At 66.3% G+C, this 15,545-nt stretch carries 11 protein-coding genes and 2 pseudogenes; 9 read left to right on the top strand and 4 right to left on the bottom strand.

Annotated features, from left to right (window positions below):
* Positions 1-92: 92 nt before the first annotated feature.
* Entirely contained in the window at positions 93-986 is an 894-nt protein-coding gene (locus tag ACWEVP_RS23455; protein WP_452064697.1) for an IS982 family transposase, read from the bottom strand.
* Positions 987-1,048: 62 nt separating this feature from the next.
* On the opposite strand from ACWEVP_RS23455, the pseudogene ACWEVP_RS23460 reads away from it, so the two are divergent.
* The 8 genes and pseudogenes from ACWEVP_RS23460 to ACWEVP_RS23495 form a co-directional block, all read left to right on the top strand.
* Positions 1,049-1,816, top strand: a pseudogene (locus ACWEVP_RS23460) (IS110 family transposase); the annotation flags it as partial.
* A gap of 517 nt (positions 1,817-2,333) precedes the next feature.
* Positions 2,334-2,465 (top strand): hypothetical protein, encoded by a 132-nt coding sequence (locus ACWEVP_RS23465; RefSeq protein ID WP_452064698.1) that lies wholly within the window; start codon positions 2,334-2,336, stop codon positions 2,463-2,465.
* Between the two features lie 4 nt (positions 2,466-2,469).
* Positions 2,470-3,135 (top strand): annotated as a pseudogene (locus ACWEVP_RS23470) (DUF6338 family protein).
* Position 3,136: 1 nt separating this feature from the next.
* Positions 3,137-5,476, top strand: a complete 2,340-nt coding sequence (locus ACWEVP_RS23475; RefSeq protein WP_452064699.1) for a CHAT domain-containing protein — start codon at positions 3,137-3,139, stop codon at positions 5,474-5,476.
* Between the two features lie 110 nt (positions 5,477-5,586).
* Complete coding sequence (locus ACWEVP_RS23480) at positions 5,587-6,399, top strand: inositol monophosphatase family protein (RefSeq protein ID WP_452064700.1); 813 nt, start codon at positions 5,587-5,589, stop codon at positions 6,397-6,399.
* A 723-nt stretch (positions 6,400-7,122) separates the two neighbouring features.
* Complete coding sequence (locus tag ACWEVP_RS23485; protein ID WP_452064701.1) at positions 7,123-8,832, top strand: P-loop NTPase fold protein; 1,710 nt, start codon at positions 7,123-7,125, stop codon at positions 8,830-8,832.
* Between the two features lie 132 nt (positions 8,833-8,964).
* Positions 8,965-10,944, top strand: a complete 1,980-nt coding sequence (locus ACWEVP_RS23490; RefSeq protein WP_452064702.1) for an SIR2 family protein — start codon at positions 8,965-8,967, stop codon at positions 10,942-10,944.
* A gap of 40 nt (positions 10,945-10,984) precedes the next feature.
* On the top strand, positions 10,985-12,001 hold the full coding sequence (locus ACWEVP_RS23495) for a radical SAM protein (RefSeq protein WP_452064703.1): 1,017 nt from the start codon (positions 10,985-10,987) through the stop codon (positions 11,999-12,001).
* A gap of 199 nt (positions 12,002-12,200) precedes the next feature.
* Here ACWEVP_RS23495 and ACWEVP_RS23500 read toward each other — a convergent pair whose 3' ends face one another.
* From ACWEVP_RS23500 to ACWEVP_RS23510, 3 genes are all read right to left on the bottom strand, one after another.
* Complete coding sequence (locus tag ACWEVP_RS23500; RefSeq protein ID WP_452064704.1) at positions 12,201-12,752, bottom strand: hypothetical protein; 552 nt, start codon at positions 12,750-12,752, stop codon at positions 12,201-12,203.
* 567 nt (positions 12,753-13,319) lie between these two features.
* Positions 13,320-14,090 carry a DUF2637 domain-containing protein gene (locus tag ACWEVP_RS23505; protein ID WP_452064705.1) on the bottom strand — a complete coding sequence of 257 codons (771 nt, stop codon included), beginning with the start codon at positions 14,088-14,090 and terminating at the stop codon, positions 13,320-13,322.
* 366 nt (positions 14,091-14,456) lie between these two features.
* Positions 14,457-14,939, bottom strand: a complete 483-nt coding sequence (locus ACWEVP_RS23510; RefSeq protein ID WP_452064706.1) for a PepSY domain-containing protein — start codon at positions 14,937-14,939, stop codon at positions 14,457-14,459.
* Positions 14,940-14,993: 54 nt separating this feature from the next.
* Between ACWEVP_RS23510 and ACWEVP_RS23515 the strand changes: the two genes are divergently transcribed.
* On the top strand, positions 14,994-15,461 hold the full coding sequence (locus ACWEVP_RS23515; protein WP_452064707.1) for a DUF5980 family protein: 468 nt from the start codon (positions 14,994-14,996) through the stop codon (positions 15,459-15,461).
* Positions 15,462-15,545: the final 84 nt, after the last annotated feature.

Below are 15,545 nucleotides of genomic sequence, written 5' to 3' on the forward strand. Positions count from 1 at the left end.
CCACCCGCTACGACAAACTCGCCGTCCGCTACGAAGCCACCATCCACATCGCAGCTATCGACGAATGGCTCTGACCGACTTCGATACACGCCCTAGTGGTCGTAGGCGGTCAGGGATCGGGTGATGGGTTGGCCGGTGGCGCGGTTGTGCCAGATGGCGGCGGTCAGTGCCAGGAGGCGTTGGGCGACGCGGACGCCGACGCCGTCGATGGTGCGGCCGCCGTGCTGTTCGAGGTTGAGCTGGCCTTTGAGGGTGTCGTTGACCGACTCGATGAGCTGGCGGATGGATTTGAGCAGCGGCTCACCGGGATGCGGTCGGCGGTTGCGGTAGGACGGGCGGATCAGCCGGACCCTGCGCTCGGCCAGGAAGCGGTCCAGTTCGGCGGAGACGTAGCCCTTGTCGGCGATGATCAGCAGGCCGGGTCGTTCGGTGAGCAGGTGGGGTTCGTGGTCGCAGATGGCCATGAGCACCTGCCGCTCGTCGATCTTCGGATCGGCCAGCGCCCAGGCGATGGGGAGTCCGGCCGGGGTGCAGACCAGGTGCAGCCGCAGTCCCCAGAACCAGCGGGAGTGGGAGCGGCAGAAGCCGTACTTGGCCCAGCCGGCCAGCTCCGAGCGTTTCACCGTGGGCCGGGATCGGCCGCATTCGACCGGGGTGGAGTCGACGATCCAGGTGGTGTCGGTCCACAGGTCGGTGTCCGCGGCCAGCCAGCGCATCACCTGCTTGACCAGTGGTAAGGCCGCGCGCAGGCGGCGGTTGTAGCCGGACTGGCCGGGCAGGTAGCGGAATGCGCCGGGCATCCGGGCGGGCAGGAACCGCAGCCAGCGGGTCTCGGAGGTGAACCCCAGCAACGCCTGGGCCACGGCCAGGGTGACCAGCTCGGCGTCGGTCAGCTTCGGTGGCCTGCCTGTCCGGCGCCGGCCGGTGAGGTGGTCGTCGATCTTGACGTAGAGTGCGGTGAGAAGGGTGTTCAGGTCTGTCGTCACAAACGGATCTTGGACACCCTTCGTCCATCTCCGGTCAACACCCAGACTTACGCATTACTCGTCTAGCCGGCGAAGCCACCCGCATCGGCAACCGCATCCGCGGCCTGCTCACCGGCATCCACCCAGCTCTCGAGCACGCGATCGGACCGCGGATCTCGTATCCGGCGGTGCTGGAGATCCTCTCCCGCTGCGGCGGACCGACCGGCATCGCCAAAGCCGGCCGCCGCAAACTCACCGCCATCGCCAAGGTCCACGCGCCCCGCCTCGGCGACAAACTGGTCGAGGCGATCATGGCCGCCCTCGCCGAGCAGACGGTCACCGTCCCGGGCACCGCCGCTGCGGACACGGTCTTGCCGCGGTTGGCCGACAGCTTGAAAGCGGTTCTCCTGCAGCGGAAGCAGGTTGCTGAGCAGGTCGAGGGGATACTTGATGCGCACCCTCTTGCCGGGGTCCTGACCTCGATGCCCGGCATCGGGGTCAGGACCGCCGCCCGCATCCTGCTCGAGGTCGGCGACGCCTCCAACTTTGCATCCTCGGCGCATCTGGCTGCCTACGCCGGCATCGCGCCGGTCACCCGCAGCTCCGGCACCAGCATCAAGGGGGAGCACCCCGCCCGGACCGGCAACCGGCAGTTGAAACGGGCGTTCTTCCTCGCCGCCTTCGCTGCCCTGTCGGATCCGACCAGCCGGGCCTACTACGACCGCAAGCGAGCCGAGGGCAAGAAGCACAACGCCGCCCTCATCTGCCTGGCCCGCCGCCGCTGCGACGTCCTCTACGCCATGCTCCGCAACGGCACCCACTACCGCCAACCCGCTCCCGCCGCGGCTTGACAACCACATAGGGACACCCCCCGTGAAGCGATGGACCGTTTCGGCCGCGCGGTCGATGCTCTGGTCCACCCGGCGCCGGACTGTCCGGACCTCCTGGACAACCGGGCCGCCACCCACTCGAGCCGTTGCTGGTAAAAGGAACTCGAACGCCGGGCTCCAGCCCGAATGCAACGACGAAATACAATCCCAGGTCCACCGGCAGCTGGTCGACCAAGGTCCTCAGGAGACCCGTCACCTTGTCCCGCGCGTCCGAATCGTCGTCCGAGTCGGCGACCGAACACATCCGGCGTAGTTCCAGCCCGAGCCGCTGGCCGATCCTGTCGGAGTGCACCCCTCATCCACGCCGGAAGGCACATTGTCGGACCGCGCCGTCCGGCGTCGGTCTCGGCGACGCCGCCGGGGTGGGATCGGGCCTGCTCGGTGATCGCCGCCGACGGCGTGGACGGCGGCCGCTTCGAAGCCATGATCGTCTCGCCGGCACCGTAACGCGATGGACGGCGGCCGCGATCCTTTGTCCATGAACAGCGGAGCAGAGGTTCCCGAGCAGGAGTGGCGGTCGTACGTCGACGACGAGGACGTCGACGAGTACCTGGCGCCGGACCCGTTCGCGCTTCCGCTTCCCACGCCGCCCGAGCAGGAAACAAAGTAGGGCGGTGCTGCCCACCGGCGCGGTCGGCGTCCTCTTCCTGTTCGCCGCCCTGTCGCCCGGCTTCCTCTACCACCGAGCCGTCGCGCGGTACCGACCACGCGATTCCAGGAGCGCGGTCGTCGAGGTGGTCGAGTTCGCCACCGCGGGAGCGCTGACCTCGATCGTGGCTCTCGTCGCCGTCTTGGCTGTCGGCGAGATCATTCCTGGGTTGCTCACCCTGAACAACGTTGCCAGCAACCCGGCGGCGTTGCGGACGCACGCGTGAAGCGTTGTCGGATCTTCAGCGCTGGTACTCGTGATCAGTTTCGGGCTGGCAGCGGCAGCAGGGCGGTTCTGGGCCAGCCGGTCGGCGGGTCAGCGGGGACAGCTCATAGAAGGTTCGGCGTGGGCGGGCGTCCTCGCCCGCAAGCAGGACGGCAAGCCTGCCTACTTGTCGGTGGAACTCGACGACGGCCGGTTGCTGGAAGGCGTCTTCCGGTCGGTGTCGGTCGCCGAGGAACCCGCGCGGGACGCGTTGGCGCTGCGCAGGCCGATCCGCATCTGTCCGGCAGGCAGCAGCGAGCGGGTCGACGTGGACGAGGACTTCGTCCTGATCCCACGGTCGGCGATCAAAGCCGTGCACGGATCGTACCGGCTCACCAAACGGCCGGAGCCGGAGAAGGAGGGCTGACATGCCTTGGTGGGCTTGGCTGATCGTGACCACGGCGGTGGTGGTGCCGGCCCGCGCGGTGTTCAACCAGTGGATGAGGGCCGGGTTCGGCGTGAAGGCGAGTCCGGCCATGCTTCAGCGCGCGGACGCGTTCATGAAGCGGATGATCGAGGTCGACCAGCTGATCACCGCCGGTGAAGTCGGTCAGGCGATGCTTGTCCTCGACGAACTGACCCAACGCCCCGAACTGGCGGAGATGCCCGCGCTCGCCGCTCAGATCCACCTCAACCGAGCGAGGGTCGCCAGCACCCTCATGCGTTACGACCCCGCGCTCACCTCCGGCACCGCGGCGGTGGCGTTCTACCGGCAGGCGTACCAGCGGTTCCGTAGCGCCTCCAACGCGTCCAACCTCGGCGAGGCGCTGCAGATCGTGGCCCAGATCCGCCTCCGCAAGGGGGACACGACCGGCGCGATCGCCGCATTCGAGGAAATCCAGCGCGTGAGCCGCCGGGGTGCGTTCCGGCAGACCGTTGTGCGGACGGAGATCGAGCTGGCCCGCTTGTACGTCCAGATCGACGAGTTCGACAAAGCGTACGCGCACGCGGGCAAAGGGTTCGAACTGGCGCACAAGTGGGGCATGGCCGACCACGCCGTCGAGGCGATCGACTTCCAGGCCATCGCCCGGGGATCGGCCGGCGACTACGAGGGTTGCAAACGCATCCTGGACACGGCCGCCACGCACTTGCGCGCTGACGCGCCCCTCGGGATCCGCGCGCACAACCTGTCGGTACGGGCCGGGATCGCGGCGGAGGAAGGCGATCTCCAGACGCAGGTCGCGGTGGGTGGCGCACTGCTCGGCATTGTCGCCGCCATCAAGGCCGGTCGCGGGTGGCGACAGGACCAGGCCGAGACGATCCAGCAGTTCGCCGAGCTGGAGCAGCAAACCCTCGACGCCTCCTACGCTCTGGCCGAACAGGGTGATCCGCAAGCGGCGGCGGTGTTCCTCAACACGCTGGGCTCACTCCGGGAAAGCGAGATCGCCAACGTGCTCCGTGCCGGAGTCATGGCGTCCGACAACGGCACGGAGTCCGGACTCTCCACGGTCACGGTCGGTCTCTTCCGGCGGCACGCCGAAGTCGAAGATCCCGATACGCCGGTCTCGAGGTCGCCGGCACCGCTGTACGAACGGCTGGAGACCGCGGTGTCAGCACGGTTCCGGCAAGCGGTGCAGGGATCGAGAACTCTCCGTGAGCGGGTGACCCCGAGGTGCCACTACGTGCAGACCCGGCTGATCGCGGACGACTCCAGTTCGTTCACGTTGTACGGGAGCTGGGAAGGCCCAGATCGCGCGGCGGTGCTGTTCACCGAGGCGTTGTCGGCCGACCAGGTCGAGGCCCTGCACGCGGTCACCGGTGCCGCCGACCGCCGCAGACCTCCCGCAGCAGGGCAGCAGCGATCCGAGGAGGCACGTGCATCCACCCAAGGCTGGGCAGCGTCCATGCAGTATGCCGCCCTGACCGGCCAAGACAACCGATGGCGGTCGCTCACCTCGTCCTTGCTGCCACAGGAACTGCTCGAATTCGTCCGTAACGTGCCGCCCAACGCCGACGACGATGCCGTACCGCTGATCGTTTTCTCCCCCGACAACGCCTTGTGGGGGCTGCCGTGGGCCGCGTTGGCCATTGACTGTGACGGCGTGCTGCTGGGCGACCGGGCCGCAGTCGCGCTCCTGCCGTCGTCATCCCTGCTGCGGGACGAGCCCACCGCGCGTAGGACCGGTTCCCGGGCCCTCAGTTACCTCCACGGCGTCGACGATGCGGGCCTGTCGATCGAACGGACGTCGCTGACCGAGTCCTGGCCGGGGCCGGTCGACGAAGCCGCCGACGCCGCGGCTCTCGTGGACGCACTGGCCGACACGAGCGCCTACTCACTTCTCACGATGTCCGTGCACGGCGACAACCGGCCCGGCCTCGCTCACTCACTCCTGCTCGACCCGGTCCGGAAGACGAAACTCTCGGCGGCTCGGATGATGTCGCTGAGCTTTCCCGAAACCGTCATCGTCGGTGCCTGCTTCTCCGGAAGCATGGACAACCGGGGCGGAACAGAACCCCTCGGCATCCCCTCGGTCATGCTCTGCCGGGGCGCTGGCACCGTGATCGGCGGCCTCTTCCCCCTGCCGGACGGCCCCCGCACTGGACACGCTACGGCGACGATCCTCAGCCTCTTCTACGCCCTGCACGCCCAAGGCGCCCGGCCCGCCTGGGCGCTTCGCCGAGCACAGCAACGGTGGCGCGCCGAGCACGATTCATTGCCGTACACCTGGGCCGGGCTGACGGCCCTCACCAACTGCGACTTCCCCTGACCCGCACACCGTGACGGGACCGCTCGGACACAGATAAAGGAAGCAGCGCACCAGAACAGCCAGATGCGAGGTTGTGGACAGTGACAACGTTACCGATCATAGACGATTCTTTGATCACTGAGGTCGAGAATGCGATCCGACTAGCGTCCAAAAATCATATACTACCTTATTTCGGCAAGCTAGATTCAAGCGATATCAGGGAGAAGTCTCCTGGAGACATAGTTACGATCGCCGACATAGAAACAGAAGCAGCCCTTGCCGAGAAGTTTGTTGAGCTGATCCCGAATTCGCAGATTGTTGGAGAGGAGGCCGACAGCTCTGGCGCCAGGCTCTCGCAACGCCTCACAACCAGCGAACCGCTTTGGATCATCGATCCGCTCGACGGGACGCAAAATTTTACTTCGGGGAGCCCCCGTTTCGCAACTTTGGTGACATTGGTGGTGGAGGGGCAGCCCGCTTGCTCATGGACCTACACCCCCATCTTGAAGACGATGGCGATCGCCATCGTCGGTCGCGGCGCGTACGTCAATGGTAAGCGCGTGCAGGTTAACCCGCCCGTCCCCCGACTGGGTTTCATTGACATCGCAGCACCACAACCGCACTGGTGGCCTGATCCTTTCAGGGAGCTGGCAGAAAATCTGCGGACTGCGGGCGCCAACTTGTCACACTTTGACACCGCTGGCCTCAGCTACCTAGACGTCGTGCTCGGCCAACGCTGTGTCCTGCTGCTGACCTGGGAGTCGGTTTGGGACCACGCCGCCGGCTTGCTGCTCCTGCAGGAGGCAGGCGGGACCTCCACAACCTTCGACGGATCAGTGTTCGCCCTAGGAGGTGGAAACGCACTTCCGCTCATCGCCGCGCCGAGCCATGCCTGCGCTCAACTCGTGCACAACGCTCTTCTTGGCGCCCAGCCGGCTGGCTGAGCGTTCCGCCCGGGGCCACGACTGTGATGACACGTGATCGGATGACGTTGACGTGCGAGGAGGCCTCCGGTTGCGGAGTGGATGCGACCTCGACACCAGCCACCCGGAGGTCCTCGTAGCCCACGCTTCGCATCCCGGTTGCAAACTCCGCATGGTCCGTCGTCTCCTCGATGAACACTGGCTTCTGGACCGACTGCAAGAACGGCTCCAGGTGTCGGCCTCCACTGCTGCCGACGGCCCGGTCACCACCGCGAAGCCGGCGTCACCGACCGTGCCGCCCAGTGCCGCCAGCCAGAATGCACGCCGTCGCGGGCAGAGCAACGGTTGATCAAGGTCCGCGTGACCGGCCTCTGCGGACCGGCCCACATCGGTCAATCTGCCCGGCCTCAACCCCTCCATGGCATGGCAAATCCTGAAACACTAGCGGTTGACCCGCTCACCTACGTAGACCAGCCGTCCCGGCGCCATCCATTTCGGGCTGCGGCTTGTTTGCTGCTTGCAAACTCCGGTGCAGCTGGGGTGATCTACAACCCGTTCCAGGTCGCCAAGTGATCGAGTTCGACACAGCTCGGCAGCCGTAGGCCAACACTGACAATCCAGCTGACGGATCACGTCGTTACCCGAGACGCCGAGGCGGTCCAGCACTGGTCCTGTATCATTCTGGCGCCTTCGAGCGATTAGGGCGGGGACACACGCCAGGAACGAGATCCGGAGCGAGCTCCCATGAAGATCAGCCTCATCGCCGACCAGGCGATCGGCGAGACCCAGCGACGCGATTTCGACGGACTCGGCTTCGATGCCTACGCGCGAATTCTCGCCGCAGCAGCGACCGATACCCGCGGGCCGTTCACGATGGGCGTCTTCGGGGAATGGGGAACCGGCAAGACGAGCCTCATGCGGCTGGTCGAACGACAGCTCGCCGAGGAAGAGAACGTAGTCACGGTGTGGTTCAACGCCTGGCGCTACGAGCAGGAGGAACACCCGATCGTCCCGCTCGTGGGCACGATCGTCCAGGCCCTCGAGAAGCACAAGAACTTCAAGCAGCGCTTCGGTGCCGCCGGACAGAAACTCATCCGGTCCCTCCGGGCCGTCGCCTACGGGTTTTCCGCGAAAGCCAAGGTTCAGGTCCCGGGATTCGCCGAGTTCGAAGCTTCGTTCGTGGCGAAGGACATGATCGAGCGGGATGCCAGCCTGACTCCGGACCCGTTGCTGGACCGCAGCCTGTACTTCGGGGCGTTCAGCAGCCTCGACGGCGTGGAGCTGGGTCGAGACGTTCGGGTCGTCGTCCTCATCGACGACCTCGACCGGTGCTTCCCGGACAAGGCCATCAGGCTGTTGGAGAGCATCAAGCTCGTCCTCGCCCAGCCGGGATTCATCTTCGTCCTCGGAGTGGCGCGCAAGGTGATCGAAGGCTACCTCCAGCACCGGTATGCGTCGGAGTACGGAATCGCGGACTTCAAGGGTGAGCTGTACCTGGACAAGATCGTCCAGCTGCCATTCCACATCCCGCCGTCCACCGACCGCATGGACGAGTTCTGCCGCGGCCTCCTCGCCGACCAACCGGGAGAACTCGTGGCCGAGCTCCAGCCCGTGCTGCCGGCCGTGGCCGACGCGCTGGGCGGGAACCCGCGGGCCGTGATCCGGTTCATCAACAACATCCTGATCGACTTCGCGATCGGCCGGGGCCTGGCCAACGGGCAAGCGGGCGGTATCCCGATCCGCTTCTTCGCCGTTTCGCGGTGCCTCGAACACCGCTGGCCGGAGGTCTTCGCCGCGTTGACCGCGTTCGACGAGCTCGCGGCGAGCGTCGCGAGGTGGACACCCGACATGTACGCGGCCAAGGCAGATGGCTCCGGCACAGAGGCACTGCTGGCCACCAAGCTCCTCTCGGAGCCCGAGCTGCGGCAGCTCCTCGCCAGCCCGCCGGCTCGTGACTGGCTGACCGATCACGCCTTGCGGCATGCAAGCGTCAGTTTCCTGATCGCCCGGCAGCGCTTCTCCCGGCTCGACACTTCCGAGGTGATCGTCCGCTATGACGCATACATCGCGTTCTCGGACGAGAATCGCCCGGAGGTCATCCAGATCGTTCAGGGCCTCTCCGATGCGGGGATTCGCGTGTTCTTCGACGGCCACACCGCACCCGGTGAACGGTGGCAAGAGGTTCTCGACGACAAGCTCGACGCTTCCAACAGCCTGCTTTACTGCGTCGGCCGGACGACCAACCACATCGCCGGGCAGGCGGGTGAGCTCGCCGATTTCCTCCGAGAACGTCCCGAGATGGCGGTGATTCCGGTGCTCCTGCCCGGCGCGGACACGAAGGATCTGCCCGCCCTCGTCCGCGCCCGGCAGTGGCTGGACTTCCGGACGGGCGTGACCGCCGAAGGCATGGACACCCTGGTCTCCACGCTCCGCTCGAAATCCCGGCGGGCGTGACCACTCCCATCTTGCTGCGACCGGCCACCGGCCGAAACATCCAGGCTCCTCAGCGCGACTAGACGGCTGAACGCACTGAACCGATCGGCTCCGCTGGCCGTGTCAAAGGGAGGGGGCGGCTTGCCTTCGGACATGACGCAGAAGCTCGTCGCACGGTTGCAGGAGATCCTGACTTCACCGGGCAACGGTCGGCAGCTGTGCATCCTCCTGGGTGCGGGTGTCACGACACATTCGGTGCCGGAGGTGCCCGAACTGACGCGCCGAGCTCTGCAGTTCCTGGACGAGAACGCCGGCGGTGATCTGGTGCGAAGCAGTGGACCGATCGTGTTGCCGACCACCGTGCAGTCCGACCGGATCAGCCGGTACTCCGAGGCACTGGGGTTGCTCAGGCGCGAGCACGGAGCCCCCCGGTTGCGGGCGTTCCTGCAGCAAGCCGCGTTGGAACCCTACGACGGCGATCTGCCCAGCGATTTCCCCGAGCGTGCACTGTCCCAGGATGAGTTCCACGCCGTCGAAGCCGACATGACCGGCTGGAACACCCCGTTCGGCCTCCGCTCGCTGGCATCCGTCATCCGCACCTTCGACACTCGGATCTGCCAGCACCTCCTGACCACCAACTTCGACGGTTTGCTCCAGCTTGCGCTCCGCGGCACGTCACCCAACGTCGAAACCCTCGTCCCCGGGTACGACGCGGCACCGCAAGGCGAACTCACACCCGGCACCCGTGCGGTGGTACACCTGCACGGCGACTGCCGGAGCAGCACTCTGCACTCACCAGCGGAAGTGCGCGGTTCGCGCCCGAGACTGGAATCCTGGCTGCGCGACCACCTGCGCGACAAGGTGCTTTTGGTGGTCGGCTACAGCGGCTGGGACGACACAATCAGGCACGTGCTCCGCGTCGACTCCGACGATGCGATCTCGGCAGACCGCAATCCGGCGGCGGAGGTCCTTTGGGCGGTGTACGAAAATGAGCGTGAGCACGGCCATATCAACTCCACGCTCGCCGACTTCTTCCGGGCGAACCCGCAGCGGGTCGACCCGTACTACGGGATCGACGGTGACCGCCTGTTCCAGGAGCTGGAAGAGGTCGTGCGCCGCGATTCGACAACGCGGATCCGGACGACTGATTCCTCCTTCGACGAAGAAGTCCGGAAACTCAAGGAGTACAAGTTCGGTCACACCCCGGTCAACCAAGCAGTCCGGACCAGAATCGTCTTCTGGCCGCACCGCCTTCGGGAACCGCACCTCATCCACGCGGTGCACGCCCTGACCGCGATTCGCTTCGGCAAGATCGGCCTCCCGGTCGAGCTGCACCTCGATGACATCGGAATACCGGAACAGCGTGCCGATTTTCTGGCAGCAGAGTTCGTCGAGGCAGTGCGCCAGTGGTTCGCGGCCTGCGGCGTCCCCGACATGCCCATAGTGCGTCGCTTCAGCAAGACCCTTTCCTCAATGGATAGGACCGATTCGGCGGCTCGCCTGTGGGGCATCGCCAAGGCGTTCTACTCGAAAGAGAATACCGCGTTCGATGCGCTCGCGGCGGCAAAGGTCATCGAGACCGACGAAGATCTCGTCGCAGTCCCTCCGTCGGAGGCGCAGCGCCTGCTACGACCCCTGTACACCTGGCTTGCCCTGGAAGTGGCCTTGGAGCGACGCGGTCTCATGAAGCCGGCGAGCGGACGAGCTGTCACTTTGGGCGGCCGCGACGAACAGAAGATGTGGGATCTCTGGCGGAAGCGGAGCGAAGTTCCGCCAGTCGCCAGCGTGTACGTGCCTTATCTCGAAGCACCGGCCGAAGGGACGGACCTCTGGCGCTACGAGGAACTGCGCCGTGACACAGCGTATGGTCAGCACGACCTAGCCAGGTTCTTGCGCCGGATGCAGACCAGGTCGACGGCGGGGAGCCAGCTGCTCGAATGGGTGTACATCGTTGCGGTGAAACTGGCGTCGACCGTGTCGGTCGACGAGGTCGCCGTAACGGTGAACGGCCGGACCATCGATTCATGGGAAGGTATGCAGGCCGCCCTGCGGTCGGACCCGGCAGCTGCGACCGCGGCCATGGCCCGTGCCGTTGCGACATGGTTCCAAGCATCTCCGATCGGTCCGGCGTAGCATGCGTCAGTCCACTTGGGAATAAAAGAGAGCAGGCACGATGACTCTGGTCCTACCGGGCGGTCACCAGGTGACGCCGGATCCCCGCGGAGGCCTGCCTGCGGGCGACTTCAAGGTCGACAGCGTTGACCTCTACCTGACCTCGGTGTGCAACCGGAGGTGCACGTACTGCTTCCTCTCGGACGAGTTCCTGGACAGCAAGACCCGGATGTCGGTCGACATGGTGCGGAGCATCGTCGCCTGGGCCGCCACGAGCGGCACGATCCAGGAGGTCACGCTGCTCGGCGGTGAACCCGCTCTGCACCCCGGGTTCCGCGAGGTGATCGACCTGATCGGGGCTGCCGGTCTGAGCGCCAGAACGGTGACCAACGGCAGTCGCCGGTTTCGCGACGTCTTGGCCGGGCTCGGCCAAGATTCCGGTCTGGGACGGGTGGCCGTCAGCCTGGACGCGACCGAACCGGCCGTGTTTGACAAGATGCGAGGGCCACGCGCATTCGCCGACGTCATGGCGACGATCGAGCTGCTGCGTCAGCTGGGGCGACCGTTCGAAATCAATTTCACGGTGCTGAGGTCGACGGTCGGCGATGTGAAACGGATGATCGAATTCGCGGAGTCCCTCGGGGCCACGCGACTCAACATGCACTGGTTCTCCCTGGTGGGACGCGCCAAACACCACGCCGCCGACGAGGTGGTCCCGGCCCGCGAATGGCGAGATCGGGTCTTGGAACCAGTTCGGTCCTACCGGCCGCCGCGCCCCGACTTCGTCGTGGACTGCGAACTCGGCTACGCGTACGATTTGCCCGGCGAAGACGCCTATTCCTGTGCGACCCGGTCACGGACCAACCTCCAGTTCTTCCCCTCCGGCGCCGTCTTCTCGTGTGGCATGTTGGTGGAAGAAGAGGATCGCAGTGGATACCTCTGGCGTGACGGTGTCCTGCTCGCCCGCCAAGGGGCATCTGAACTAGTCGAGACGAAGGCGGAATGCCATGGCTGCCCGCTGCGGACGACGGACGACGGACTCACTCCACTGTGCATCTACAACCGCCTGAAGGTGTAGTGGGTACGCGGGAATCGTCACCGATAACCCGGGTCAGGACCGGACCGGCGGAGCCTGCCGAGCTCACGCGAACTACGACGACGGGCAGCGAGCAGTGACCGACCGCAGTGTCCGGGCGTCCGGTAAAGGTGGATCGCGCGAGTGGGCGTGGGGGACGAGCTCGTGGACGAGCAGATCCGGCCACCTTCCGGCCCGTGGATCACGCCACAGGAGCAGCAGGCACCGTGGTGAATCGCCAGTCAGGGTAGAACGGCGAGCCCCGTCCCGGAGCGAACCATCGACACGATCGTCTCGCTGCCCGCCGACCGGAACACAATGCGCGGCTGCGCGCCCGCGTCCGCGAGGGTCTTCTCCAATCTGGGCTGGTCACCGGTTCCCGGCCAAGCCACCCACCACGCCCTCCCGGCCAGCTTCCCCGCAGACACCGGTCGGCCGGCAGCTCTCCGGAAGACGCCATCACCAGGTACGGGTCCTCGATCACCAGGATGTGCTCCGTTTCGTCGCTGAGCGGGCCGCCGTGGAACAACAGGTCGAGATCAGCCAGATCCTCGCCGAACTCGACTGCAATCAGTTCGTTCGACGCCTGACTGCTTCGGACGGTCGCGTCCACAGCCGTACCATGCGTCTCGCTGCCGACGCCGGCGGTCTCGGAGCCAGTCTCGCGAGACCGCTGCTTTAACGCGTCGTTCAACAGTTCGACCGCCAGCAGTAAGACCAGCGGTGTGCAGGCCGCCACCGTCACCTGCAACACGCTCAAGCCAGCGCCGAGCAGATGTTCACCACCAGCGACGCGACGGGCAGATGCCGGGCACGAACTCCAACCAGGCCATCCGTCGCCCCGCCTGGCGGCCGCAGCGATGGGGCTTCCACGGCTCGACCGTCGCGATCGTCAGCAGACCGTCCACTCGCAGCGGCCAGATCGATGCGGTCACGCCATCCGCGCCGAAGCAGAGTGCGAACTCGCATCCGTGCGATACGAGGCGTACGCCGCACCGAATGCAACCAGCCGGTACACGGTCACTGCACTGACAGGGCAAATTCTGAGCAAGCTGGCTTCCGAGCTGCCTCCTGTCCGCACGCCTTGCTCTCCGGTTCCGCTGCTTACCGAACGTAGCCGCCGGACCGATCGCGTAGCGGCGACAAGGAGCCTTGGACCAGGCGACACAACTCGGCAGTTGCGAGCCCGAGGAGAGCCCGAGAGCACATCGACGTGACGGCAGACCCCGACATAGGCCGACACCACCGCCGCCCGGCCGCGCGAGGGAAACGACCTTGTCCGGCCTCACTCAGCACCGTACGACACAGTCGGGTGGGGACTTTAAACAGCGGGTTGCAGTTTCTCCGGACGCGCGTGTGCCATGGCACCACCAGCCCCGGCCGGCCGCTCGTGGTCACGGTCGGTGGACACGGCATCAGCGTCGCACCCGACGTTGCGGCCAGAAGTACGCCAGCGCCGCAGAACGCGACGACCGTAGTTATTCGTACCGGCAACTCGAGCGAGGTCGGCGCCGGTCGGACTCCGCCCCGCGGCACGCTCCGCGACGTAGAACGCCCACATCCGCGCCTCAGCAGACTCCGCAGTCGTAGGCCGCACCTCGGTGGAGGTCTGCTCAACGACAAGCGGTCGGACGACTCCTGGAGGGGTCCACTCGGCTCCGTCCGGCTCAAGATCAATCCGTGCACCGCTCCGATGCCTCTTCAAGGCCCTGTTCAGTAGCTCGACAGCCAGCAGCAGGGCCAGTGGCGGGCAAGCCGCAACCACGACCGAGAACACCGTCAGCTCCGGAGTTGACCCGACGTTCGCGCACAACGACAGCGAGATCCCGAACCCGAACGCCGTCCAGGCAGCCCACCGCCCACCACCACGCCGGCCATCGCTCGGCTTCCACAGCTCCACCGTCGCCGTCGTCAACAAACCGTCAACGATCAACGGCCAGATCGCCGCGGTCGACTCGTCAGCACCGAAGCGCAGCGCGAACTCACGACCATGCCGGTACGACGCGTACGCCGCCCCCAACGCCACCAACGTCGTGCAAGCGCACTGCACCCACAGTGACACGTTGCCACTCTCCGAGTTTGACGACATCATGAAGCACCGCCACGACGATGCCGCTCAACCACGACCGAACCGCAAATCTGCAGCTCACGACGCCTTCGAGCCCGTGAGGTTGCTATGCGCACCGCGCCGGGGGCACTCATGTCGACCAGCAGAGATCTCCCTCTGACCAGGCGTTATCCGGTCAGGAGCTGATCTCGTCCGCTTCGGCGGTGTCCGGGCTGTTCGGCCGCCTACGCTCCCGCGCTCCCCCGCCAGCCGAGCACCTTCTCGACGCGGTCGTGGGCCGCCGACTCGCCCCACGACGGCCTCAACCCGCGCTTACAGCCACCGCCGCCTGCACTGCACCCTTCGTCGAACGAAGTGCGGAACCCGGCTCAGGACAAATAGGTGACTCCACTATTCAAGTGACCGACGCAGGCATACTCGCAGACCCGCCAGGCCACCACCCCCATCCCAGAACCGATCAAAATCGACCCGCAACCTGAGGTATTTCGATAAGCGTACTTCCCGGAACCGCGGCCGAGCGAGGAACAAAACGTCCAGCCGGATCGCCAGGAACACCATCAGGCTCGCGCCGGCCATCGGCAGCACCCACGCCAGCACCGCGATTCCGAGCAGGGCCACGATCAGCGGCCCGGCGGCCAGCCGGCGCCACGCCGGACGCGGCAACGACGCCCACCGGCCCCGGTACGGGTTGTGAATCCACCACATGCGGTACCCGAGCGCGTGCAGGACGAGCGTGGCGACCGCCACCAGCGCGAGGACGATCTGGTTCGCGAGCCCGAACAGGGTGCCGGTGTGGAACTGCGTGCCCAGCGCACCGAGCTTCGCCCCGGCCGCGAGCCCGGTTCTTCTCAGAGAGCTCTGAGATCCGGTCACTAGCGTGCACCGATGCGTATTCGCGCCGGATTCAGGAGGGATTCAGTGAGAGTGATGTTCCGGACCGCCAGATCGGTGCTCGTCTTCGCCTCGGTGCTCCTGTTGTCCCTGGTCGGCACATCCGTCGTCGCGTCGGCGTCACAGACGCGGACGTGGCGTCTGGAGCAGTTCGACCGGACCAGCCGGATGTGCGTCCAGCACGGTCCGGACGGGAGTACCCACGCCTCTTACTTCATCTTCGTGGTGAGCGGGACGTGGGCCACCGACCTCGAGTTCGGGATGCGTGACCTGCCTCCCGGCTGGACCGCCACCGAGCACTACCTCCCACCGGGCTCCAACTTCCGCAACCCCGACGGCTCGATCACCGTCAACGGGTTCGTCGGCGTGGGAGGACCCGCGTCGGTGCCGGTGGCGACCTACCACGCGCACATCCGGGTGTCGGACGGGACCGTGACCGAAACCCTGCCGACCGACATCGTCGTCACCACCGAGTCCTGGGTGGACTGCATGAACCGGGCGTGAATCCCCGGCACTGGGCGCCGCAGCGCGGCGGCACTGTCCTGGCCGGAGCGGGTCGCCCCCACCGGAGCGGTCCACACAGGACAG

This window comes from Amycolatopsis sp. NPDC003865 (genome assembly GCF_053605345.1).

Bases quoted from the DNA above. Each gene is read 5' to 3' on its own strand.
- ACWEVP_RS23485 (WP_452064701.1), top strand. From the start codon at position 7,123: ATGAAGATCAGCCTCATCGCCGACCAGGCGATCGGCGAGACCCAGCGA.
- ACWEVP_RS23490 (WP_452064702.1), top strand. From the start codon at position 8,965: ATGACGCAGAAGCTCGTCGCACGGTTGCAGGAGATCCTGACTTCACCG.
- ACWEVP_RS23475 (WP_452064699.1), top strand. From the start codon at position 3,137: ATGCCTTGGTGGGCTTGGCTGATCGTGACCACGGCGGTGGTGGTGCCG.
- ACWEVP_RS23495 (WP_452064703.1), top strand. From the start codon at position 10,985: ATGACTCTGGTCCTACCGGGCGGTCACCAGGTGACGCCGGATCCCCGC.
- ACWEVP_RS23505 (WP_452064705.1), bottom strand. From the start codon at position 14,090: ATGATGTCGTCAAACTCGGAGAGTGGCAACGTGTCACTGTGGGTGCAG.
- ACWEVP_RS23515 (WP_452064707.1), top strand. From the start codon at position 14,994: ATGTTCCGGACCGCCAGATCGGTGCTCGTCTTCGCCTCGGTGCTCCTG.
- ACWEVP_RS23465 (WP_452064698.1), top strand. From the start codon at position 2,334: ATGAACAGCGGAGCAGAGGTTCCCGAGCAGGAGTGGCGGTCGTACGTC.